21 protein-coding genes are annotated in these 23408 nt (G+C 72.6%); 10 read left to right on the forward strand and 11 right to left on the reverse strand.

Annotated elements, in window-relative coordinates:
- Positions 1-30 precede the first annotated feature (30 nt).
- Entirely contained in the window at positions 31-1953 is a 1923-nt protein-coding gene (locus AB0J72_RS19330) for a CHASE3 domain-containing protein (RefSeq protein WP_363400496.1), read from the reverse strand.
- Positions 1954-1995: 42 nt separating this feature from the next.
- Between AB0J72_RS19330 and AB0J72_RS19335 the strand changes: the two genes are divergently transcribed.
- Positions 1996-2655 carry a response regulator transcription factor gene (locus AB0J72_RS19335; RefSeq protein WP_344501371.1) on the forward strand — a complete coding sequence of 220 codons (660 nt, stop codon included), beginning with the start codon at positions 1996-1998 and terminating at the stop codon, positions 2653-2655.
- Here AB0J72_RS19335 and AB0J72_RS19340 read toward each other — a convergent pair.
- The 7 genes from AB0J72_RS19340 to AB0J72_RS19370 all read right to left on the reverse strand — a co-directional run bounded on the left by AB0J72_RS19340 (position 2621) and on the right by AB0J72_RS19370 (position 9519).
- Complete coding sequence (locus tag AB0J72_RS19340; protein ID WP_363400499.1) at positions 2621-2977, reverse strand: response regulator transcription factor; 357 nt, start codon at positions 2975-2977, stop codon at positions 2621-2623. The two genes, AB0J72_RS19335 and AB0J72_RS19340, sit on opposite strands and share 35 nt — an antisense overlap.
- A gap of 191 nt (positions 2978-3168) precedes the next feature.
- On the reverse strand, positions 3169-4170 hold the full coding sequence (locus tag AB0J72_RS19345; protein WP_363400501.1) for a hypothetical protein: 1002 nt from the start codon (positions 4168-4170) through the stop codon (positions 3169-3171).
- A gap of 64 nt (positions 4171-4234) precedes the next feature.
- Complete coding sequence (locus tag AB0J72_RS19350) at positions 4235-6274, reverse strand: ATP-binding protein (protein WP_363400503.1); 2040 nt, start codon at positions 6272-6274, stop codon at positions 4235-4237.
- Complete coding sequence (locus AB0J72_RS19355; RefSeq protein WP_363400505.1) at positions 6271-6633, reverse strand: response regulator; 363 nt, start codon at positions 6631-6633, stop codon at positions 6271-6273. Before AB0J72_RS19355 ends, AB0J72_RS19350 begins: the two co-directional genes overlap by 4 nt.
- 50 nt (positions 6634-6683) lie before the next feature.
- Positions 6684-8018, reverse strand: coding sequence for a hypothetical protein (locus AB0J72_RS19360; RefSeq protein WP_363400507.1), 1335 nt, complete (start codon positions 8016-8018; stop codon positions 6684-6686).
- Positions 8015-8236: a hypothetical protein gene (locus AB0J72_RS19365; protein WP_360559930.1), complete on the reverse strand. Its 222-nt coding sequence runs from the start codon at positions 8234-8236 to the stop codon at positions 8015-8017. The genes AB0J72_RS19360 and AB0J72_RS19365 overlap by 4 nt, the downstream gene beginning before the upstream one ends.
- 59 nt (positions 8237-8295) lie before the next feature.
- Positions 8296-9519 carry an MFS transporter gene (locus tag AB0J72_RS19370; RefSeq protein ID WP_363400509.1) on the reverse strand — a complete coding sequence of 408 codons (1224 nt, stop codon included), beginning with the start codon at positions 9517-9519 and terminating at the stop codon, positions 8296-8298.
- A 12-nt stretch (positions 9520-9531) separates the two neighbouring features.
- On the opposite strand from AB0J72_RS19370, the gene AB0J72_RS19375 reads away from it, so the two are divergent.
- Both AB0J72_RS19375 and AB0J72_RS19380 read left to right on the forward strand, forming a co-directional pair.
- Complete coding sequence (locus AB0J72_RS19375) at positions 9532-10155, forward strand: VTT domain-containing protein (RefSeq protein ID WP_363400511.1); 624 nt, start codon at positions 9532-9534, stop codon at positions 10153-10155.
- A 79-nt stretch (positions 10156-10234) separates the two neighbouring features.
- Complete coding sequence (locus tag AB0J72_RS19380; protein ID WP_363400513.1) at positions 10235-11242, forward strand: hypothetical protein; 1008 nt, start codon at positions 10235-10237, stop codon at positions 11240-11242.
- 4 nt (positions 11243-11246) lie between these two features.
- Here the strand turns inward: AB0J72_RS19380 and AB0J72_RS19385 are convergent, their stop codons facing one another.
- A complete protein-coding gene (locus tag AB0J72_RS19385) occupies positions 11247-12320 on the reverse strand; it encodes a branched-chain amino acid aminotransferase (RefSeq protein WP_363400515.1) in 1074 nt (357 codons plus the stop codon).
- An 81-nt stretch (positions 12321-12401) separates the two neighbouring features.
- Positions 12402-13247 carry a fused MFS/spermidine synthase gene (locus AB0J72_RS19390; RefSeq protein ID WP_363400517.1) on the reverse strand — a complete coding sequence of 282 codons (846 nt, stop codon included), beginning with the start codon at positions 13245-13247 and terminating at the stop codon, positions 12402-12404.
- 121 nt (positions 13248-13368) lie between these two features.
- Between AB0J72_RS19390 and AB0J72_RS19395 the strand changes: the two genes are divergently transcribed.
- From AB0J72_RS19395 to AB0J72_RS19425, 7 genes are read left to right on the forward strand one after another with little or no spacing between them, the layout of a single operon-like run.
- Entirely contained in the window at positions 13369-14247 is an 879-nt protein-coding gene (locus tag AB0J72_RS19395; protein ID WP_363400519.1) for a xanthine dehydrogenase family protein subunit M, read from the forward strand.
- Positions 14248-14249: 2 nt separating this feature from the next.
- Positions 14250-14735, forward strand: coding sequence for a (2Fe-2S)-binding protein (locus tag AB0J72_RS19400; protein ID WP_344501358.1), 486 nt, complete (start codon positions 14250-14252; stop codon positions 14733-14735).
- The gene (locus AB0J72_RS19405; RefSeq protein ID WP_363400522.1) at positions 14732-17101 is read left to right on the forward strand and encodes an aerobic carbon-monoxide dehydrogenase large subunit; all 2370 of its coding nucleotides are present in this window, start codon (positions 14732-14734) and stop codon (positions 17099-17101) included. The genes AB0J72_RS19400 and AB0J72_RS19405 overlap by 4 nt, the downstream gene beginning before the upstream one ends.
- Positions 17098-18012, forward strand: coding sequence for an XdhC family protein (locus tag AB0J72_RS19410; RefSeq protein ID WP_363400524.1), 915 nt, complete (start codon positions 17098-17100; stop codon positions 18010-18012). The genes AB0J72_RS19405 and AB0J72_RS19410 overlap by 4 nt, the downstream gene beginning before the upstream one ends.
- Positions 18009-18875, forward strand: a complete 867-nt coding sequence (locus AB0J72_RS19415; protein WP_344501355.1) for a MoxR family ATPase — start codon at positions 18009-18011, stop codon at positions 18873-18875. The genes AB0J72_RS19410 and AB0J72_RS19415 overlap by 4 nt, the downstream gene beginning before the upstream one ends.
- On the forward strand, positions 18862-20025 hold the full coding sequence (locus AB0J72_RS19420) for a VWA domain-containing protein (protein ID WP_363400526.1): 1164 nt from the start codon (positions 18862-18864) through the stop codon (positions 20023-20025). The genes AB0J72_RS19415 and AB0J72_RS19420 overlap by 14 nt, the downstream gene beginning before the upstream one ends.
- The gene (locus AB0J72_RS19425) at positions 20009-20737 is read left to right on the forward strand and encodes an SRPBCC family protein (RefSeq protein WP_363400528.1); all 729 of its coding nucleotides are present in this window, start codon (positions 20009-20011) and stop codon (positions 20735-20737) included. Before AB0J72_RS19420 ends, AB0J72_RS19425 begins: the two co-directional genes overlap by 17 nt.
- Positions 20738-20822: 85 nt before the next feature.
- Here AB0J72_RS19425 and AB0J72_RS19430 read toward each other — a convergent pair whose 3' ends face one another.
- The gene (locus AB0J72_RS19430; protein ID WP_363400803.1) at positions 20823-23318 is read right to left on the reverse strand and encodes a glycoside hydrolase family 9 protein; all 2496 of its coding nucleotides are present in this window, start codon (positions 23316-23318) and stop codon (positions 20823-20825) included.
- Positions 23319-23408: the final 90 nt, after the last annotated feature.

A 23408-nucleotide genomic window follows, 5' to 3' on the forward strand; every position in this document is an offset into this window, starting at 1 on the left:
CGGAGATACCGGCTGGCTGCCACCGGCATCTCAACTGGACTCACCCTTCACGGACTCGTCCTTCAGGGGAATTCTGCAGGACAATGTGGTGCCGTGACCGGGTCGGCTGGCGATGTGCATCGTGCCGCCGAGTGCGGCGACCCGGTCACCGAGGCCGATCAGGCCGGTGCCCAGGTGCGGGTCGGCGCCGCCGGCGCCGTCGTCCTCGATCGAGAACTCCAGCGCGCCGCCGTCGAGGTCGTCGGCGACGGACCCGCGGACGGAGATCAGCGTGGGGTGGGCGTGCCGGATCGCGTTGGTGAGCGCCTCGGCGATCACGTAGTACGCGCCGATCTCGATCTTCGTGTCGAGCCGGGAGGGCAGGTCGAGCCGCACCTCCACCGGCACCGGCGACCGGCGCCCCAGCGACTTGACCGCCGGCACCAGCCCGCCGTCGGACAGGATCGACGGGTGGATGCCGCGGGCGAGCTCGCGCAGCTCGTCGATCGCCTCGGCCAGGTCGGTGCCGATGTGCGACAGCCGCTCCCGCAGGTCGCCGCCGGCCTGTGCCTCGGTTGCCCGCAGCTGCAGCAGCAGCGCGATCAGCCGCTGCTGGGTGCCGTCGTGCAGGTCGCGTTCGATCCGGCGGCGGCCCTCGTCGGTCGCGGCGACGACCCTCGCCCGCGAGGCGGTCAGGTCGGCGCGGGCCTGCGAGCTGGCGATCGAGCTGGCGACCAGGTCGGTGAACTCGGCGGCGCGGGCGGCGTCGTCCTGCAGCAGCGGCCGGGCGCAGGTCGACAGGGCCTTCAGCACGCCCCAGGTGCGGCCGGCGACGAGGACCGGCGCGCCGATCGCGGAGCGGATCGAGAGGTCGCCGAACTCCCGGGCGAGGAAGCCCGCGGTCGGGGGCCTCTCGATGTGGACCGGCTTGCCCGAGTGCAGCACCCGCCCGGCCACGCCCTCGCGATCCAGCGCCACCTTGCCCGGCGAGATGCGGTGCGCGGCGTCGGCGCTCCAGGTCGCCACGACCGTGCCCTCGCCGTCGGGTTCGAAGCGGACCAGGGCGGTGGCGTCGGCGCCGAAGAGCTTGCCGGCCTCCTCGGTCACGGCGCCGAACACGGCCACCGCCGGCCGGCCCTTGGCCGCGACGGTCGCCACCCGGCGCAGTGCCGCCTGCTCGGCGGCCACCGAGCTGAGCGTGGAGCGGCTGCGTCGCAGGGCGCCGACCATCGAGTTGAACGTGCGCTGCATGCTGCCGATCTCGACCGCCCCGTCGGTGGCGACCCGGACGCTCAGGTCGCCGCTGGCGACTTCGTCGGCCGCCGAGACGAGCCGGCGCAGTGGCCGCACCACCATCACGGCGAGGGAGCGGGTCAGGATCGCGACGCCGAACATGGCGGTGGTGAAGCCGCCGATGCCCGCGACGAGGGCCCGCCTCCCGGCGAGCATCGACTCGCGGCGGCTCTGTTCGACGGTGCGGCGCTGGGCGGCGGCGAAGTCGTCGAACTCCTGGCGCAGCGCGGAGATCTGCCGCTGCCCCTGAAGGACCGACGTGGGGCTGATGTTCTTCGGTACGGCACCCTCCTCCAGGGCGATGGAAGGGTCGGCGTAGTCGTCGAGATAGTTGGTGATGTCCAGGTTGAGCACGGCGACGCGGGCGGTCTGCACCCGGTCGCCGGCGACGGTCGCGGCCAGCTCCTGCTGCTGCGCCGGGATCTGCTCCTGGGCGGCCTTCCACGGCACGAGCACCGCGGGGTCACGGGTGAGCGCGAAGCCGCGGCGGCCGGCCTCGACGTCCAGCAGGAGTCGCTCGAGGGTGGTCGCGGCGGAGACCGATCGCTCGGCCCGGGTGACCGCGAGGACGGATTCGCGCAGCTGGTAGACCGACAGGAGGATGGCGGCGAACGCCGTGCTGATCAGCAGTGTGAACAGCGCGCAGGTGACCCCTAGGCGGAGCGTCAACCCCCCGTGCATGGGGGTGTGCTTACCCCCTAACGCGGGGATATGTTGGATTTGATGACATCTGTGGTGGTCGCTGACGATGACGTGCTGCTCCGAGAGGGCCTCGCCAGCCTGCTCGACCGTCATGGGTACACCGTGGCCGGAGTTGCCGACGACGGATCGCACCTGCTGCGGCTGGTCGAGGAGGTCAGGCCCGACCTCGCGGTAGTGGACATCCGCATGCCCCCGACACACACCAACGAGGGGCTGGCCGCGGCACGGGAGATCAGGAGCCGGTTCCCGTCCGTGGCGATCCTCGTGCTGTCGGCGTTCGTCGAGGTGGAGCACGCGATCGAGCTGCTGGCCAGCGGCGAGCGGATCGGGTACCTGCTGAAGACCCGGATCACCGACGTCGAGGAGTTCCTCGAGACGCTGCACCGGGTGCAGGACGGCGGGACCGTGGTCGACCCGGCGGTGGTGCAGGAGCTCGTCGCGGCGCACCGGCGGCGGGACCCGCTCGACGTGCTGAGCCCCCGGGAGCGGGAGGTGCTCGCGCTGATGGCGGAGGGCCGGTCCAACGCGGGGGTGGCGAAGCAGCTGTGGGTCACGGAGGGAACCGTCGAGAAGCACGTCAGGTCGATCCTGACCAAGCTCGACCTGCCGGAGACCGACGAGACCCACCGCCGGGTCCTGGCGGTGCTCACGTTCCTTGAAGCCGCGTCAGCAGGCACTTGATCGCCGCGGCCGACAGGTGCTCCTTCGGCAGGAAGCCGATCGCCCGGCTGTCCTCGAGCAGGTCGGCCACCTCTTCCGCGGAGAACGCCGACACCATGATGACGGGGCTCTCCTCGATCCGGGCGGCGAGGTCGAACCCGCTCTCCGCCCCGAGGCCGACGTCCACCAGCACGACATCCGGGCGCTGCGCGTCGATGGCCTGCAGCGCCCCCTGGCTGTCCGCCGCGTCCCCGACCACGGCGATCCCCTGCGCGGTCAGCAGACGTTTGGCTCCCGCGCGAAAGCGTTCCGAGTCGTCGACGATGACGCAGCGGATCGTCATACCTTGAACGGTGCCAGCCCAGCCGCCCGCTGACCTTACGGCTAACCGGAAAGACCGGATGTCACCATCACGCCTACCACCCCGGGGCCGGCGGGGCGGCCGATCGCCATGAGCCCGGACGCCACTGTTGCCGGCCCCCGATGCGGGCCGGGCGAGGCGCCGGAGCGCCCTGCCCGGTGTCGAAACGGAAGCTAGACGGTCACGAGATCAGCCGCTGGCTCCGCCGCGACGGGGCGGCGAGCGGTGCGCAGCGCCGCCAGGCCGGCGAGGGCCAGGCCGAAGGCCGCCCAGCCGAGCAGGACCCAGACGTGCCCGGCGGCGGCGTGGCCGTCGAAGAAGGCGGTGCTGCGCAGCAGGGAGCCGGCCGCCCCCGGCGGGAGGAACTGGCCCAGGGCGCCCCAGCCCGACGGCAGCATCTCCGGGGCGCTGGTCAGCCCCGACAGCGGGTTTCCCAGCAGCATCATGGTCGCCGCGCCGAGGCCCAGGCCGGCCGGGCCGAGCAGGGACTCCAGGCCGAGGATGGTCAGGGCGGTGGCGGCGATGCCGAGGGCGACGGCGCCGGCGTTGAGCCAGTAGGAGCCCTCGACCGAGCCGAGCCAGAACTGCAGGATGCCGACGAGCGCGAGCCCGCCGGTGACCGAGAAGGCGAGCGCGCCCGCGAGGCGCCGGCCGGCGCCGACGACGACGGCGGTGAGCAGGCCCGCGGCCGCGATCCCGCCGAGGACGAGCGGGAGCGCGCCGGCGGCCAGGCCGGAGCCGCGCGGGTCGTCGGCGGGCAGCGGGACCAGGTCGCGGACCGGGACCGCCGGCTCGGCGGCGCCGAGCGCCTGGGCGACCTGCTGGAGGGCCTGGGCGACGGACGGGCTGGCGGCCGAGGCGATGATCAGCTGCGGCCGGCCGGTGGAGAGGTCGATGGCGCCGTAGACCTCGCGGTCGAGGATCAGCCGCTCCGCGGCGGCGGTGTCGCCGACGACGGTCACGTCGAAGGTGCCGGGGCGCTTCGCCGCCAGCTGCTGGGTGACCTGCGCGGTGGCGGCGGTCGGGCCGGCGACGGCGATCGGGATGTCGTGCACGCTGGACCGGCTCGCGGGCCAGGCGAACGCGATCATCATGACGCTGAGCAGCGCGGTGAGCAGGAGCACGAGCGCGCCGACGCGGGGCCAGGCCGACGGTGGTGCGGCGGTGGTTGCCATCGGAAGTCTCCTAAAAAGAACGTTCGTTCGCGTACAACGAGCATGCGCCGCCCTGCGGGACGCGTCAAGAACGAACGTTCGCTTTAGCGGCGTGGTGTACGACACTCCGCGTCGCCTTCGGCAGCGTGAACGCGAACCTGGTGCCGCCGCCGGGGTTGTCCACGGCCACGATCTGGCCCCCGTGCCGCTCCACGATCCGCTTGCAGATCGCCAGGCCGAGGCCCGTGCCGGCGTACCCGGCGGAGCGGTGCGCCCGGTGGAAGTTGTTGAAGATCGCCTCGTGCTGCCCGGCGGGGATGCCGATGCCGTTGTCGGCGATCTCGACCCGGACCAGCTCCGCGTCGACGCGCACCGAGCCGATCTCGATCCGCGGCACGACGCCCGGCGCGGTGTACTTCACCGCGTTGCCGACCAGGTTGTCGACGAGCTGGCGCAGCAGCACCGGGTCGGCGTGCACGTCGTGCAGCCGGCCGAGGACGAACTGCGGCGCGGCCGCGTCGCCCGCCGCCGCCAGGTCCGCGCGGGCCATGGTCACGTCCGCGACGAGGTCCCGCAGCGGGACGTCGACGGGCGCGATGACGGCGTTGCGGGTGGTGGTGTACGCGAGGAGGTCGTTGATCAGGTGCCGCATGCGGCCGGAGGCACGCACGATCCGGCTGAGGCTGTCGGTGGCGTCGTGCCGCTCGGCCGACTCGGGCATGCCGCGCAGCGTGTCGTCGAGGTTCTCGGCCCAGCCGTCGATCGTGGTCAGCGGGTTCAGCAGGTCGTGCGCGACGACCCCGGCGAAGGACGCCAGCTCGTCGCGCTGCCGGCGCTCGGCCGTGACGTCGTGGAAGACGACCACCACGCCGTCGTCGCCGTGCAGGCGGCGCGCGCTGACGCTCACGATCCGCCCGTCGGGGACGCCGCTGTTGCGCACCAGCAGCTCCACGTTGCGCACGTCCTCGCCGGCGAGGGCGCGGGTGTGCGCCATCTCCTCCTGCGGCAGCCGGGTGCCGTCGGGGAGGAAGAGGCCGTAGTGGTCCGGGTCGGCGACGGCGCCGGTGCCGCTGGTCACCCCGCCGAGCAGGGCGACCGCGGCCGGGTTGCGCATGGCCCAGCCGCCGTCGGCCCGGATCACGGCGAGGCCGTCGCTCATCGAGTCGACGATCGTGGTCAGCAGGCCGGCCTGCGCCGCCGCGGCCCGGCCGGTCTCGGTCAGCCGGTCCAGCAGCTCGGCGCGCTCGTCGCGGCCCAGCGCGATCGACAGCCCGACGATCGCGACCATGCCGACGAAGGCCTGCGCGACCAGCGCCCGCGTCTGGTGCGACGCGATCGTGGCGAACGGGCCGTCGCCGTGCAGCGTGAACAGGACGGCGAGGGTGCCCAGGCACAGGTCGTGCAGGACGACGAACGTGGTGTGCGGCCGCAGCGCCGCCCAGACGGTGACGGCGAGCAGCGGAAACGCCAGCGGCAGGCCGTGGTTGAGGGCGAAGCCGACGACGTACGCGCTGATCGAGCACACGACCAGCGCGAGGTACTCGGCGAGCCGTACCGGCGCGATCCGCCTGAGGCGGATGCCGTTGCGCCAGTGGTGACCGACCCGGAGCCCGACGGCCAGGATGAGCAGGATGCTCACGGTGTTGCGGGTGAGCCAGACGGCCGCGTCCATCCAGGAGAAGTGGCCGGAGACGAGCCAGACCGCGGTCGGCCCGATCGTGGCGCCGGCGAGCGCGCCGGCGCCGGTCGCGACCAGCATCCGCCAGAGGTCGGCGGAGCGGGCGAGCGGCTCGTCCCCGCCGGCGCCCCACAGCCGCGGGCTGAGCCGCGCGTGCACCCGCAGGAACACGGCGACCTGGACGAGGTTGGCGACGAAGAACCACAGCGCGAGGACGAGCGGCGCGCCGGTCGTCACGTTGGCCACCACGGTGATGACCCCGAGCATCACCGGGTCGGCCCAGCGCAGCCGCGCCCTGCGCTGCATGGAGAACCACAGGACGGTGACCCCGGCGGCCGGCCACACGAGGCTGAGGCTCGTGCCGTCCATGATGGTGAGCCGCCCGGCGAACGTGGCGAGGAGGCAGAGCGCGGACCAGGCCGCGGTCCGCGCGAGTGAGCCCGTCATCCGGGCACCAGCACCATGTCGAGCGCGGTGCGCAGGCTCTCGCTGGTGAAGGGTTTGCGCAGGTACAGCGCGCCGGTGTCGCGGACCCGGGCCACCACCGTGCCGTCCCACAGCACGGTGAGGAACATGGCGGGCAGGTCGGCGCGCTGCCGGCGGAGCAGGTGCAGCAGCTCGATGCCGTCCATGCCGGGCAGGTCGACGTCGAGGATCGCCGCCTCGGGCAGCCCGTGCACGGCGACCGCCTGGAGCGCCTCGGTGCCGGTGCCGGCCGCGAGGACCTCGTGCCCGTCGGCGCGCAGGCGCTTGACGATCAGCTCGAGGACGTCCTGCTCGTCGTCCACGACGAGAATCCGTGCCATGCCGGCCCCCTGCCTGTCCTCCTGCTGATCGACAGGCGGGGGGCCGATGTTCAGCGTTTCGTGGGAACGACGTCCTGCAGGTGGCGGCCGTTGACCGAGGACCGGCGGCCGGCGTCGACCTCGCGCTTCCAGGTGCGCACGTAGTTGGACGCGGTCAGCCGCTCCACGTCGTTGAGCTCGAGGAGGTCCCCGACGAACGAGGTCAGGGCCATCGTGTCGCGGGGGTCGTTGTCCGGGACGTGCTCGTGCAGGGCCGCGTGCACCTGGCTGCGCAGGGACCCCTCCCGGATCGACCTGGTCGGCGTCAGCGTGGGCTCCTCGGCGATGTCGACGGTGGTCGTCACCTTGGACTGGCCGCGCGGGCGCCGGGGCGTCGGCGGCGGGAGGATCTCGGCGATCTCGCCGCGCCACTCACCCAGCGGCGAGGCGGCGGGCTCCCGCGGCTCAGGCGCGGGAGCGGGCTCGGGCGCTTCAGGCGCCTCGGCGGCCTCGGGCGCCTCGGGCAGGGTCAGCTGCTCCTCGGCGGGCTCCTCGACCACGGCCTCCGCGAGCACGGGGCGCCGCGCGGGCTCGTCGACGACCGAGATCACCCGGGCGTCCGACGCGAGGCGGGCCGGGGCCAGGTCGGCGGCGATGAGCGCGGTGAGCCCGTCGTAGTCGGCGCCGTCGGCGAGCCGCACGGCGATCTCGTCGAGGTCGTAGACGGCGACCGCGATGTCCGCCGTCGTCGGGTCGACCGCGGCGCGGATCTTGCGGTGCAGCACCTTGGCGATCGCCTTGGTGCGCACCTCCTTGCGCTTCTCCGCGCGGGCCGCGGCCAGGGACGTGTAGAGCCCGAGCCGGTCGTCGGCCTTCGCCAGGTTCTTCGCGCGCAGGGTCATCCAGGGGTGCCGGATCCAGTGGCCGACCACCTCGTACGCCGGCGTCGTGGGCGGCAGGTCGCCGGTGGCCCGCAGCCGGTCGCGGCGCTGGTTCTCGGTGTGCATCAGCCACACCAGGTAGCCCAGCGCGGACATGCCCGCGAAGAAGCCGGCGAGCAGCTTGTTCTCGTGCGCCAGCCAGTTGAAGGCGACCGCGAAGCCGGCGATGGCGGCGGACAGCACCCGGGAGGCCGTCGCCCGCTCGCCGAGCCGGCGCCGCACGTCGGCGTTGGCCAGGACCACGATGCCGCCCAGCTCGAGCGCGCCGACGGCCGGGACGGCCCACAGCAGCGGGATGCCGAGCGCTTCGACCGCTCCGGACACCTGCCCGGCGAGGGCGACCAGCAGCACCACGAAGTAGAACAGCTGCCGCATGTATGAGGTGCGCCGGACCGTGCGCTGCAGGTCGGCGTCGAGTTCGACGATTCCGGGTCGTGAGGTGCGGTGGGCGTCCGGTGCGGTCACCGGTTTCTCCTGTCATCCGTTGCCGGCAGCGGGTAACCCCGCGCCGCGAGGAACTCGGCCAGCGCGAGGTCCACGGAGCTCTGCACCGTGGTGTTGTGGTCCTCGACGAAGCGCTGCAGGGTCTGCTCGATCTCGACCCTGACCCGGGTGTTGAGCTGCACCCGCTCGGACCGGGCGCGCTGCGGCGGCATCGCCACCGCGTTGTCTGTCAGTTCCAACCCACACTCCTGCTAGCCGTTTGCTAGCGGGGACGCTAGCAAAGGACGCGTCGATATCCTCAATCGACGCGCCGACCCCGCAGGGCGACCCCGGTGAGTAAGGCACACGTCACTCCGCCGGCCCCGGCGGCGATCAGGGTCGCCGGGGCGCCGGCGGCGTCGATCAGCAGGCCGCCGGCCACGTAGGACAGCGCGGCGGCGGCCCCGACGGCGCCGTACAGGTTGGCGAAGACCCGCCCGAGCAGCGCGTCGGGCACGAGCCGCTGCAACAGCGTGTTGCAGCCCACGTCGATCGCGGCGATGCCGAGCCCGCGCGCGGCCTGCATCGCGAACACCACCGCGGCGGCCCCCGCGACGTGCGCGAACGCGCCCGTGAGGAGGTTGCCGGCGGCGCTGACCGCGAGCCCGGCGGCGAAGAGCACGGTCATCCGCGCCCGGCCGGCGCGCCCCGAGAGCAGCGCGTAGCCGGCGGTGAGACCGAAGCCGACCGCGCCGAGCAGCAGCGCCGCCACGGAGTCGCCCGCCCGCAGGTCCTCCTTGGCCAGCACGACGAGGGCGACGTCGTCGACGCCCGTACACAGGACGACGGCGCAGAAGCCGAGCGCGACGACCCGGACCGTCCGGTGCCTGGCCAGATACCCCAGACCGGTCCGGGCGCCCTTCCACAGCGACTCGGCGTCCAGCACCGACGGCCGGATGCGCGGCAGCCGGGTCAGCAGGGCCGCCGAGACCACGAACGACGCCGCGTCGGCGGCGAGCACGCCGCGGGTGCCGAGCCACGGCAGCAGGGCGGCGGCGAGCAGCGGCCCGGCGAGCTCGGCGACGTTGGTGACCAGGCCGAGCCGGGCGTTGCCGGCGGCGAGCCCTTCGGCCGGCACCAGCGACGGCACCGCCGCCCGCGACGCCGACTGGAAGACCTGCCCGGCGACCGCCCGGGCGGCGACGAGCGCCAGCAGCAGCCACAGCGACGGCAGGAACAGCGCGATGGCGGCGACCACCAGCGCCTGGACGAGCTCGCAGCCGATCATCAACCGGCGCCGGTCGAACCGGTCGGCGAGCGCCCCCGCGAACGGCGCGACGAGCGACGGCACGAAGTCCCCGGCGAGCAGCAGCGCGGCGACCGCGAGCCCCTGACCCGTCGCGCCGGCGACGTGCAGCATCAATGCGACCATGCTGAGGGTGTCGCCGGCGTACGAGATGCCGCGTGCCCCGAGAAGGGCACCCAGACCCCTCGGGGTTGTCTCGGGGTCGCTCCCTGATGCGTCTCTTATCCGCGCGGCCATACCTTCATCCACATGACCGAGTGGCTCGAACCGCTGTACAGCCTGCCCGCCGCACTGCTGGGGCTGGCGCTGGGGCTCGTCATGCTGCTCGACTCCATCCCGCTGCTCGGCATCCTGATCCCGGCCGACGTCGCCATCCTCACCACGGCCGGCGCGGCCGACCCGGTCAGCAGCCTCGGCTGGATCATCGCAGGCTGCCTCGCCGGCTGGTCACTGAGTTTCCTGGCCGGCTGGGCCTTCGGCCAGCGGCTGCGCGAGGGCCGGTTCGGCCGCTGGATCGGCGAGGCGCGCTGGGCGAAGGCCGACCACGTGGTGCGCACCGGCGGCAGCCGCATCCTGGTGACCGCGCCGTTCCTGCCGTTCCTCAACACGCTGGTGCCGCTCGCGGCCGGCGGGCTGCGGATGCCGTACCTGCGGTTCCTGCGCTCCGCCGCGCTCGGCTCCGCGCTGTGGGGCGGGCTCTACGTCGGGCTGGGCGTGCTCGCGACCCGGCTGTCGGGACTGCTCCCCACGGGCAACCTGACCACGGTCGCGACCATCGGCTTCGGCCTCACGTTCGGCTGGGTGGCGCTCTTCACGACCCGCCGCATCGTCGCCGTAAACGGTGCAGAGCTGACGGCTACGGTCAGTAGCTGACCGGACGCGTTTCTCGGTCCTGTGCTTCCGGATGGCAGTCGGTAATCTGACGGCTGACCAGCCCCCGGAAGGGACTCCGTTGCGCAAGCGCATCATCGCCTCGCTTCTCGCGGCGCTCATCGTGCTCGGCGCCTGGGCGGTGCCGGCCGGCGCGGCGCCCGGCGACCCGACGGCCGCCCCTGACGAGGGCAGCGCCAACATGACCCTCGGTGAGCTGCTGGACAAGGCCAACGGCGAGTTCCTGGACGCCCAGGGCATCCTGGAGGTCTCCAAGCAGCGCCAGGCGGAGCTCACCACGAAGGTCGCCGCCATGCAGGGCGAGCTGGACGTGATCCTCGCCGAGGTCAACATCATCGCCGGCGCCGCCTACCGCAGCGGCGGCATCCGCACCACCGCGGCGCTGATCCAGAGCCAATCGACCGAGTCCTTCATCGAACGCACGATGATGGTCAACACCGTCGCCCGGTACAACGACCGGAAGATCGGGCAGCTGACGAAGCTGCAGAAGGAGCTCGGCGAGGCGAAGAAGGCCGTCGACGCGGAGGTCGCGCAGCAGCAGGCGCAGACCGACATCATGGCCAAGAAGAAGAAGGACGCCGAGGCGGCGCTGGTGAAGATGGGCGGCCGGGCCAACGGCTACGTCAACGTCAACTCACCGCTGGCGACCCCGGCCCCGCGCAACGCCAACGGCTCGTGGCCGAAAGAGAACTGCATCATCGACGACCCGACCACGACCGGCTGCATCACTCCCCGCACGATCCACGCGGTGAAGGAGGCCCAGAAGGCCGGCTTCACGCGCTACTACTCGTGCTTCCGGCCCTCCGGACCGTATGAGCATCCGAAGGGCCGGGCCTGCGACTTCGCCGCCCAGTCGGGCGGCTTCGGCGGGGTGGCCAGCGGCGGCGACAAGACCTACGGCACCAACCTCGCCGCCTACTTCGTCAAGAACGCGAGCGCGCTCGGCGTGCTCTACGTGATCTGGTTCCGCCAGGTGTGGACGCCGGCCGCCGGCTGGCACTCGTACAGCGGCGGCAACGGCGACCCGTCCAGCGACCACACCAACCACGTGCACCTGTCGATGATCTGACCCCCTACAGGGGCACCCGCCAGCCGAAGGGGTCCTCCTCGGTGCCGCGCTGGATGCCGACGAGCGTGTCGCGGATCTTCGCGGTGAAGGGGCCCTCGACCGCGCCGGCGATGGTGAACTCGCCGTCGGCGGTGCGGCCCGTGCCGATCGAGCTGATGACGACGCCGGTGCCGCTGGCGAAGGTCTCCTTCAGCCGGCCGGAGCGGGCGTCGTCGCGCCACTCGTCGAGGCTGTACGGGCGCTCGGTGACCGTGTACCCCAGGTGGGCGGCGAGGCGCAGCACCGAGTCGCGGGTGACGCCCGGCAGGATCGAGCCGTTGAGCGGCGGGGTCACCAGCTCGCCGTCGTAGACGAAGAACAGGTTGTTGCTGCCCGCCTCCTCGATGTAGCGGCGCTCGACCGAGTCGAGGAACACCACCTGGTCGCAGCCGGCCTCCTGGGCCTGCGCCTGCGCGCGGAGGCTGGCGGCGTAGTTGGCGGCGGTCTTCACCGCGCCGGTGCCGCCGGGCGCGGCCCGCGAGTACTCCTGCGAGACCCACATCGTGACGGGCTTCGCACCGCCGGCGAAGTAGGCGCCGGCCGGCGAGGCGATGACGGCGTACAGGTACTCCGACGACGGCCGGACCCCGAGGAACGGGTCGGTCGCGATCATGAACGGACGCAGGTAGAGGCTCTGCCCCTCGCTCGTCGGCACCCAGTCGCGGTCCGCCTCGACGAGCACCCGCAGCGACCGCAGGAAGAGCTCCTCGGGCAGCCGCGGCATCGCCAGGCGCTCCGCCGTGACGTTGAGCCGGCGGGCGTTGGCGTCCGGGCGGAAGAACGCGACGCCGCCGCCGGGCTGGGCGTAGACCTTGAGACCCTCGAAGATCTCCTGCCCGTAGTGCAGGGCGGCGGTCGCCGGCGAGAGCGCGAGCGGGCCGAACGGCTCCAGCTTCGCGTCATACCAGCCCTTCGTGTCGGCATACCGCACGGTGACCATGTGATCGGTGAAGACGCGACCGAAACCGGGGTCGCTCATCAGGGCGGCGCGCTCCGCGGCAGAACGGCGGGTGGCGGCGACGGTGGCGAATTCGAGCATCCCGCGACTGTATTCGCTCACTGAACGATGCCTAAGCTCCTTCCCGGGGACTGGGCGGTAGCTTCAGCGGCGGCGGCCGCTTCAGAATAGGTCCTTCGGGGGCAGGGGCGACTGGGTGGCGACGTCGTCCGTCACCACGCGGGCGCCGGCGACGAGACGGTCCAGGTCGCCGCCGTGGACGAGCCGGGCCGGGAACGCGTCCCCGGCACCCGCCCGGGCGAAGCCGGCGATGGGGAGCGGGGCCGCCGACGCGGCCAGCACGACGTTGCCGAAGCGGCGGCCGCGCAGCACGGCCGGCTCGGCGATCAGGCACACGTCGGCGAAGAGCCGGCGCAGCGTCGCGACCTGGCCGCGCGCGAACGCCAGGCCGGTGCCGTCGGCGAGGTTCGCGGCGTACACGCCGCCGGGGCGCAGCAGCCGGGCCGCGGCGGTGACGAACTCCAGCGACGCGAGGTGGGCCGGCACCCGGGCGCCCCGGTAGACGTCCGTGATGACCAGGTCGAAGCGGCCACCCGACATGGACTCCACGGCGGCCCGGGCGTCCATTGCCCGGACGCGGATGTCGGCGCCCCGGGGCAGCGGCAGCTCCCGCCGCACCAGGTCGATCAGGGCCGCGTCGAGCTCGACGACCCGCTGCGAGGAGCCGGGCCTGGTCGCGGCGACGTAGCGGGCCATCGTCAGCGCGCCGCCGCCGAGGTGCAGCACCGACAGCGGGGCGCGCGCGGGTGCGATCCCGTCGACGATCGAGGCGAGGCGGCGCATGTACTCGAAGTCCAGCCGGGTCGGGTCGTCGAGGTCGACGGCCGACTGCGGATAGCCGTCGACCAGCAGCGTCCACCTGCCCGGCCGCCCGTCGTCGGGGAGCAGCTCGGCGACACCGCCGTCGATCTCACTGACGATGCCGGACCCACGCTTCTGACGACCCATGGATCACACCGTAGTTACAGTTCACGAGAAGAATTTTTGTCACCGGGTGTTGTTCAATGTCGCCTTTAGGACGAACATCGTCCCGTTGGTGCCCGAACGACACTCCTCACGCGGAGGCGCGATGCAAGTACCCGCCGCATTCGAATACGCGAAAGCGACGACGGTGAGCCAGACCCTCGAACTGCTGTCCCAGTGGGGCGAGGACGCCCGGGTCATCGCCGGCGGTCACAGCCTGATCCCGATGATGAAGCTCCGCCTGGCCCGGCCGACCGCGCTGATCGACATCAACGACGTCAGCGAGCTGTCCTACATCCGGGTCGAGGGCGGCGAGCTGCGGATCGGTGCGCTGACCCGGCACGCCGAGCTGCTCGACTCCGCGCTCGTCGAGGAGCACTACCGAATCTTCCGGGACGCGGAGCGGGTGATCGCCGACCCGATCGTGCGCAACCGCGGCACCGTCGGCGGGTCGCTGTGCCAGGCGGACCCGGCCGAGGACCTCTCCGCCGCGTTCGCCGCGGTCGACGCGTCGGTCGTGATCCAGGGTGCGCGGGGGTCGCGCACCGTGAAGCTGACCGAGTTCCACGTCGGCCCCTACGAGACGGTCGTCGAGGCCGGCGAGCTGCTCACCGAGGTGCGCGTGCCGATCCGCCCGGGTGGCGGCTCCGCGTACACGAAGGTCGAGCGCCGCGTCGGTGACTGGGCGGTCGCCGCGGCCGGCGCCGCGATCTGGACCGACGCCGCGGGCACCGTCAGCAACGTCGGCATCGGCCTGGCCGCCGTGGGCGCCGAGCACTTCCGGGCCGCGGAGGCCGAGGCGTACCTCGTCGGCAAGCCCGCCACGGAGGAGAGCTTCGCCGAGGCGGGGCGGATCGCCGCCGAGCACAGCAACCCGGTCGCCGACCAGCGCGGACCGGTCGACTACAAGCGCCACCTCGCGGGGGAGCTGACCGTGCGCGCGCTGCGCGCCGCGGCCGCCCGCGCGCGTGGGCAGGAGGCCTGATCATGCAGATCACCGTGACGGTGAACGGCGAAAGCCACACCCGCGACGTGGAGCCCCGGCTGCTGCTGGTGCACTTCCTGCGCAACGAGCTCGGCCTCACCGGGACGCACTGGGGCTGCGACACGTCCAACTGCGGCGTGTGCACCGTGACCCTGGACGGCGTGCCCGTCAAGTCCTGCACCGTCCTGGCGGTGATGGCCGACGGCAAGCAGGTCGGCACCGTCGAAGGGCTCGAGCGCGCCGACGGCCTGGACCCGGTCCAGCAGGGCTTCGTGCAGTGCCACGGGCTGCAGTGCGGCTTCTGCACCCCCGGCATGATGCTCACCGCCCGCTGCCTGCTCGACAAGAACCCCGACCCGTCGGAGCAGGAGATCCGCGAGGCGATCTCCGGCCAGCTCTGCCGGTGCACGGGTTACGAGAACATCGTCCGCTCGGTCCGCTGGGCGGCGGAGCACGAGGCTGCAGCGAAGGCCGAGGTGACGTCATGACCGTGACCGAGACCCCCATGGGCTTCGGCCGCATGCACCGTAAGGAAGACGCGCGGTTCGTGCGCGGCAAGGGCAACTACGTCGACGACGTCAACCTGCCCGGCATGCTGCACGGCTCGTTCCTGCGCAGCCCGTACGCCCACGCGAAGATCGTCTCGATCGACACGAGCGCAGCGGAGGCTCTGCCCGGCGTCAAGGCCGTCATCACGGGTGCCGTCCTGGAGACGCTGAAGCTCGCGTGGATGCCGACCCTGTCCTACGACACGCAGGCCGTGCTCGCGACCGACAAGGTCCGCTTCCAGAACCAGGAGGTCGCCTTCGTCGTCGCCGAGAACCACTACATCGCGCGGGACGCGCTCGAGCTCATCGAGGTCGAGTACGAGCCGCTGCCGGTCGTGGCGGACGCGAAGCAGGCCCTTGCCCCGGGCGCCCCGGTCATCCGGGACGACAAGGAGGGCAAGACCGACAACCACATCTTCGACTGGTCCGCCGGTGACGCGGAGAAGACCGACGCGGTCTTCGCCTCGTCGGAGGTCGTTGTCGGCGAGGACATCCTGTACCCGCGGGTGCACCCCTCGCCGCTGGAGACGTGCGGCGCGGTCGCCGACTTCGACAAGGTCAGCGGCAAGCTGACGATCTACTCGACCACCCAGGCGCCGCACGCGCACCGGACCGTCTACGCGCTCGTCGCGGGCCTGCCGGAGCACAAGATCCGGGTCATCTCCCCCGACATCGGCGGCGGCTTCGGCGGCAAGGTCGGCATCTACCCCGGCTACGTCCTGGCGATCGTCGGCTCCATCGTCACCGGCAAGCCGGTGAAGTGGATGGAGGACCGCAACGAGCACCTCACGGCCACCGCGTTCGCCCGCGACTACCACATGCGCGGCGAGATCGCGGCGACGAAGGACGGCAGGATCCGCGCCCTGCGGGTCAAGGTCCTCGCCGACCACGGCGCCTTCAACGGCACCGCCCAGCCGACCAAGTTCCCGGCCGGCTTCTTCCACATCTTCACCGGGTCCTACGACCTGGAGGCGGCGTCCTGCGACGTCACCGGCGTCTACACCAACAAGGCCCCGGGCGGCGTCGCGTACGCCTGCTCCTTCCGGATCACCGAGGCCGCGTACCTCGTCGAGCGCATGATCGACGTGCTGGCGTTCGAGCTGAAGATGGACCCGGCCGAGCTGCGGCTGAAGAACCTGCTCAAGCCGGAGCAGTTCCCGTACACCACGCCCACCGGCTGGGAGTACGACTCCGGCGACTACCCGCGCGCGCTCCGGCTCGCCATGGACATGGTCGAGTACGACAAGCTCCGCGCGGAGCAGGCCGACAAGCTCAGCCGCGGCGAGTACATGGGCATCGGCATCAGCTTCTTCACCGAGGGCGTCGGGGCCGGCCCCCGCAAGCACATGGACATCCTCGGCCTGGGCATGGCCGACGGCGCCGAGCTGCGGGTCCACCCGACCGGCAAGGCGGTGCTGCGGCTGTCGGTGCAGACCCAGGGCCAGGGCCACGAGACGACGTTCGCGCAGATCGTCGCGGAGGAGCTGGGCATCTCGCCCGACGACATCGACGTGGTCCACGGCGACACCGACCAGACCCCGTTCGGCCTCGGCACCTACGGCTCGCGCTCGACGCCGGTCTCCGGCGCGGCGACCGCGATCGTGGCCCGCAAGGTCCGCGACCGGGCCCGGATCGTGGCGTCGGCGATGCTCGAGGTGTCCCCGGACGACCTGGAGTGGGAGAAGGGCAAGTTCTTCGTCAAGGGCGACCCCGACCAGGCCAAGACGATCCAGGAGATCGCGATGGCCGCGCACTCCAGCCTTGAGCTGCCCGAGGGCGTCGAGGGCCACCTGGACGCGACGACGGTCTACAACCCGCCGAACCTGACCTACCCGTTCGGCGCGTACATCTGCGTCGTCGACGTCGACCCGGCCACCGGCCAGGTCAAGGTCCGCCGGTTCATCGCGGTCGACGACTGCGGCGTGCGGATCAACCCGATGATCGTCGAGGGCCAGGTGCACGGCGGCCTCGCCGACGGCATCGGCATGGCGCTCATGCAGCTCATGGCGTTCGACGAGGACGGCAACCACCTCGGCGCGTCGCTCATGGACTACCTGCTGCCGACCTCGCTGGAGTGCCCGTCGTGGGAGCTCGGCGAGACGGTCACGCCGTCGCCGCACCACCCGATCGGCGCCAAGGGCGTCGGCGAGTCCGCGACGGTCGGCTCGCCGGCCGCCGTGGTCAACGCGGTCCTCGACGCGCTGAAGCCCCTCGGGGTCCGGCACGCCGACATGCCCCTCACCCCGTCCAACGTGTGGCGCGCCGCGCAGGGCCGCCCGATCCGAACGGACCTCGCCATCTCATGACCGACCTCCTTCATCGCGCCGACCGGTTGCGCGCCGACCGCACCCCGTTCGTCCTCGCGACGGTCGTGCGGGCCGAGCGGCCGACCAGTGCCAAGGCGGGAGACCGCGCCCTCGTGCTGCCGGACGGCACGATGGAGGGGTTCGTCGGTGGCACCTGCGCCGAGTCGACCGTCCGTCTCCAGGGGCTCCGGCTGCTGGAGACGGGCGAGTCGACGCTCCTGCGGATCACGCCCGACGGCTCCGACGTCACTTCCGAGCGGGAAGGTCTGCTCACCGTCTCCAACCCGTGCCTGTCCGGCGGGACCCTCGAGATCTTCCTGGAGACGATGATTCCGGCGCCGCTCGTGTACGTGCAGGGCGAGGCTCCCGTCGCCCGCGCGATGGTGGACGTCGCGCGATCCATCGGCTGGGAAGCGGTCAGCGGGCCCGCTTCGGCGGTGCCGCTGGACGCGTCCGCGGTCGTCGTCGCCTCCCACGGGCGCGACGAGATCGAGTCCCTCACCGCGGCGGTCAGGGCGGACGTGCCGTACATCGCGCTGGTCGCCAGCCGTAAGCGGGCGCTTGCGGTCATCGGCGAACTGCCGCTGACCGACCTGGAGAAGGCGCGCATCCACGCGCCGGCCGGGCTGGACATCGGCGCGCGGACGGCGCCGGAGATCGCGCTGTCCATCCTCGCCGAGGTCATCTCCAAGCGGCCCCGGCAGACCGCCCCGCCGCCCGGTCGTATCGAGCTTCCGCTGCTGCAGGTCCCCGCCGTCTCGAAGGTCGCCGTGGCGAAGGACGTCATCTGCGCGATGGACGTGGCGATCTCGCCGGACGCGCTGCAGTACGAGCACGAGGGCACCATGTACTACTTCTGCGGCTCCGGCTGCCGGCGGGCGTTCATCGACAACCCGGCCCGGTACCTGTGACGGCCTCGGTCGAGGAGCTGGTCGACGGCCTGTCCGAGCAGGGCTACCTCGCCGACCAGGGGCTCGCCACGGCGCTGTTCCTGTCGGTGCGGCTCGGCCAGCCGATCCTGCTCGAAGGGGAGCCAGGCGTCGGCAAGACCGCCGCCGCGGGCGCCCTCGCCGCGTCGCTGGACACCCCGCTCATCCGGTTGCAGTGCTACGAGGGGCTCAGCGCCGCCGAGGCCCTGTACGAGTGGAACTACCCGCGCCAGCTGCTGGGGATCCGGCTCGCCGAGGCGCGCGGCGAGGTGCCCCGGGAGGCGGACCTGTTCGCCCCCGAGTACCTGCTGCGCCGGCCGCTGCTCGCCGCGATCGAGCACCCCGGGCCGCGCCCGGCGGTGCTGCTCATCGACGAGGTCGACCGGGCCGACGACGAGTTCGAGGCGTTCCTGTTCGAGCTCCTGGCGGAGGGCTCGGTGACCATCCCCGAGCTGGGGACGCGGACCGCGGTGGTGCCGCCGATCGTCGTGCTGACCAGCAACCGGACCCGCGACCTGCACGACGCGCTGCTGCGGCGCTGCCTGTACCACTGGATCGGCTACCCCGACGCGCACCGGGTCGCGGCGATCATCCGGCAGCGGGTGCCGGGCGCCGACGAGCTCCTCGCCGCCCAGGTCGCCGGCGCGGTGTCGCGGCTGCGCGGGCTCGACCTCACCAAGCCGCCCGGCGTCGCCGAGGCGATCAGCTGGGCCAACGCGCTGCGCCTGCTGGGCCTGCCCCTGGACGAGAAGTCCGCCGGCGCGACCCTCGGCGCCGTCCTGAAGTACCGCGAGGACGAGGAGCTGGCCCGCCGGACGGGTCTGGCGGACCTTGCCACGGGGTGACCTGGCCGGGCTCGTCGCCGCCTTCGGCGCGGCGCTGCACGACGCGGGCCTGCCCGTCGGGCCGGACCGTGGCGAGCGCTTCGCCCGCGCCGTCACGCTCCTCGCCCCCACCACCACCGCGGAGCTGCACCGCTGCGCGCGGGCGACGCTGACCTGCCACCCCGAGCAGTTCGAGATCCTCGACCGGGTCTTCGACGCGGTCTTCCGCGGCTACGCCGACGACCCGGCCGACTTCCGCGGCGACCCCAACGCCACCGGCACGTCCACGACCACCAAATCCGGCGGCTTCTCAAGCGCTGGACCGTCTTCCGAGTCGTCGTCCTCCTCGACGGCGCCCGCCCGCGAGGTCGAGGTCCCGGTCGCCACCGTGGGCAGCGCGGCGGAGCGGCTCGCCTCCCGCGACTTCGCCACGCTGACGCCCGAAGAGCTCGCGGCGCTGCAGGACCTGATGCGGCGGCTCGCCGTCGCCACCCCGCCGCGCCGGACCCGCCGCATGCGCGCGAGGCCCTTCGGCGACGCCGTCGACCTCCGGGCCACCCTGCGGCGGGCCAGGCGCTCGGGCGGGCATCCGGTGCGGCTGATGCGCCGGGAGCCCCGGCTGCGGCCGCGGCGGCTCGTCGCGCTGTGCGACATCTCCGGATCCATGGAGCCCTACGCCAGGGCGATGCTGCAGCTGCTGTACTGCGCCGCCGGCACCTCGCACGCCGAGGTGTTCACGTTCGCCACCCGGCTGACCCGGCTCACGAAGGTGCTCGCCCGCACCCGCCCGGCCGTGGCGCTCGCCCGCGCCGGGCAGGCCGCCCCCGACTGGTCCGGCGGCACCCGCATCGGGGCCGCGCTGAAGGCCTTCAACGACGGCTACGGCCGCCGCGGGATGGCCCGCGGCGCGATCGTCCTCATCGTCTCCGACGGCTGGGAGACCGGCGACCCGGCGCAGGTCGGCGTCGAGATGGCCAGGCTGTCCCGCCTCGCCCACCGGATCGTGTGGGTCAACCCCCGGACCCAGAGCCCCCGCTACCGGCCCCTCGTCGGTGGCATGGCCGCCGCGTGGCCCTACTGCGACGCGGTGGTCAGCGCCCACTCCCTCACCGCTCTCGCCCCCCTCCTCGCTGCTCTTGAAGGACGTGACCGTCATGCTGCTCACCAATGAGTTCGTCGTCCACCGCCCCCTGGAAGAGACCTGGGCGGTGCTGACCGACCTGGAGCGGATCGCCCCCTGCATGCCCGGCGCCCAGCTGACGTCGGTGCAGGGGGAGGAGTACCACGGCAAGGTCAAGGTGAAGGTCGGCCCGATGACCGCCCAGTTCTCGGGCGTGGCCACCTTCAAGGAGCGCGACGACGCGGCGCACCGGGCGGTGATCGACGCCCGCGGCCGCGACGCGTCCGGCAAGGGCCGCGCGTCGGCGCTCGTCACGGCGGTACTGACGGCGGAGGGCGAATCGACGAAGGTCGCCGTCGAGACGGACCTGACGATCGCGGGCCCCTTGGCGCAGATGGGCCGCAGCACGATCGGCGACATCAGCACCCGGCTGCTCGGTCAGTTCGTCACCAACCTGGAGGCGCAGCTGGCCGACACCTCCCCCTCCGCCGAGGAGCCGCCTTCTTCCCCCTCCGCCGAGGAGCCGCCTTCTTCGGCCGAGCACGTCGAGCAGGTCGAGGCGATCGTGCCGACCGCTCCCGTCCCCGACGCGAACGGCGTGACGACCGCGCCCGCGCAGCAGGCCGTCCGCGTCATCGAGGGACCGGAGGCGGCCCCCGTCGACCTTCTGGAGACCGCCGGGACCACCAACATCGTGAAGATCGCGGTGCCGGTCGTCATCCTCGTCGCGGTGATCGTCGCGCTGGTCGTCTGGCTGGTCTGAACGACCCCGGAACAGGGCAAGGGGCACCGGCCGGGTTGCGGCCGGTGCCCCTCCTTTCCTCACCCCATCCGATGCGGCCGCCCAATCAACCGCAGGTGAAGACCGCCGGGGCCGCGTTCGGACCCCACGCCACCTTGCCGACGAGCAGGATCGTCGTCGACTCGCCCGGCTTCAGCCGGCTCTGCCACGGCTTGACCTTCACCGAGGCGCCGGTCTGCGTCGCGGTGCCGTTGACCGCGAGGTCGACCTTCTGCGTGCCGGTGTAGGCGAAGCCCAGCGCCCAGTCGTTCAGCGTCTGGCGGGACGTGTTGCGGACCGTCACGGAGGCGATGTAGACGCCGCCGAGGTCCAGGACCTTGGTGTAGGTGACGGTGCACGGCTGCTTCGCGACCGCGCCGCCCTCACCCTGGTCCGCCAGGAACGACGCCACGAACGACAGCGCCGAGTTCCAGTTGATCGTGATCTCGTTGGTCGACCACGACTCGATGTCGTCGACGTAGCAGAACTGCGGCTTGCAGCCCGCCAGGATCTTCGACGCGACCGGGTCCTGGATCGAGGAGTTCGGCCCGCCCGACAGCGACCCGGCCGGCGGGTTGGGCAGCGCCGGGTTGAGCTGGTGGGCGTACATCCGCGAGTGCTGGTTGTGCGACGCCCGCTCGCCGTAGCCGGTCACGTAGGACTGGTTGAGCGCGTTGCGGCCGAGGATGTAGTCCATGCCGGTCAGGACGCCGTCGCGGAACGCCGTGTCGCCGCTGATGTCGTACGCCGTGGCGACGACGGCCAGGTTGTTCACGACCAGGCCGTTGGAGCCCCAGTCGAACTTCCCGTTGGACGGGTTGTAGGCGATGTTGTACGCGTTGCCCCGCAGCGTCTGCAGGTAGCCGCGGGCACCGTCCACAACGGACTGCCGCACCCGCGCCCGGTCGGGCAGCGCGTTGGGCACGGTCGCGAGGTCGAGCCGGCCGGCCGTCGCGGTGAACTTCCAGTCGAAGCCCTCCGGGCGGAACACGTCGGCGGTGTGCCACGGCGACGCCACGACCGCGTCCTGGTAGGCCTTCTCGCCGGTGCTGATGAACAGCTCCGCCGCGGCCCAGTAGAACTCGTCGGTCACGTTGTCGTCGTCGTACGCGCCGCCGCCGGTGCCGTCCGTGACGAGGGCGTAGCGGGCCGGGTTGGCGACCGCGGCCGCGTACGCCGTCTTCGCCGCGGCGAGCAGCTTCGCGGCGAACGCCTTGTCGTAGGGCTGGAAGAGCCGGGCGCCCTGGGCGGCGGTCGCGGCGAGGTTCAGCGTCGCGGCCGTCGACGGGGCGTGCAGCTCCCGCGGCTGCGGGTCGGCGGCGGGGTCGAGCGGCAGGCCGGTCCAGGCGGCGTCGTGCACCTTGTGGTGCACCATGCCGGCGAGGGGCTTACCCGCCGGGACCTGCATCCGCAGCATGAACTCGAGCTCCCAGCGCGCCTCGTCGAGGACGTCGGGCACCTGGTTGCCGTGCTCCGGGATGCGCAGCGAGCCGTCGCCGAGCTTGTCCGCGCGGGCGCCGGTGGCGACCTTGGTCCGCTCGAAGGTGCTCAGCAGCTGGTACACCGAGATGCCGCCGTTGACGACGTACTTGCCGTGGTCGCCGGCGTCGTACCAGCCGCCGCGCACGTCGAGCCGGTAGTCGCACAGGCCCGGCTGGCACGGGACGTCCGTGTCGCCCTGGTTGGGCGCGACGCCGAGGTGGCCGGCCGCGCGGCCGTAGCCGGGGGCGATGCTGTCGAGGATCTCGATGCCGCTGCGCTGGGTGTAGTACCAGGACAGCGAGTCGGCGCGCAGCTTCTCGTAGGCCGCGTTGACGCCGATGTCGAAGGGCACGCTGGTCTCGCCGTCGGCGGTCAGCGTGTATCCGGCGCCCTTCACCCTGTACGCGCTGAAGTCGGCCGTCTGGACGTTCTGGCCGGAGGTGGCGTCGACCCCGGCCGGCGTGGTCGTGCCGGTGGCGACGACCGTGCCGGCGGCGTTGCGCAGCTGCCACGGCAGGCCGGTGGTCGCCTCGGTGACGACGGTGGCGGCCTTCGGGCCGTCGGCGAGGTAGCCGACCTGGTTGACCCGCACGCGGGGGCCGGTGTCCGGGACGTACACGGGCGGCGGAGCACCTCCCTGCAACGAGATGTCGTCGAGGCACAGCGTCCAGGCGGTCGCGCTGCCGCCGACCTGGAACGCGACCTGGCCCGCGTCGGTGTCGGCCGCCGCGGTGAACGTGTAGCTGTAGGACTGCTGCGCCGCGGTGAGGGCCGGCGCCGCGGAGAGCTCCTGGGTGTACGGCGGCGCCGCGAGCTGGACGTTGGCCCGGATCGTCACCGGCGTGCTGGCGCTGGCCTTGAAGGCGAGCCTGTACGACTCGCCGGCCTGCAGCTTGACGGCGTTCTGCCCGATGATGGCGTCCCACGGGTTGGTGGTCCCGGCGGGGATGGCCGCGCACAGCTGCCCGCCCACGACGGAGGCCGGCGCGTTGCCGGTCCACCACCACGGGTCTGTGCCGCTGTCGAAGGTGCCGTTGACGAGCTGTTCGGCCGGATCGGCGAATGCGGCGGACGCGGTCATCGGCACGACCAGGACCGCCGCGACTAAGGCGAGCGAGAGTTTGCGCTTCACACAGACACCCCTTGTGGCGGAAGGGAAATGGGAGCGCTC

Origin of the sequence: Dactylosporangium sp. NPDC049742, from assembly GCF_040674675.1 — a bacterium.
GTDB classification, from domain to species: Bacteria; Actinomycetota; Actinomycetes; order Mycobacteriales; family Micromonosporaceae; genus Dactylosporangium; species Dactylosporangium maewongense.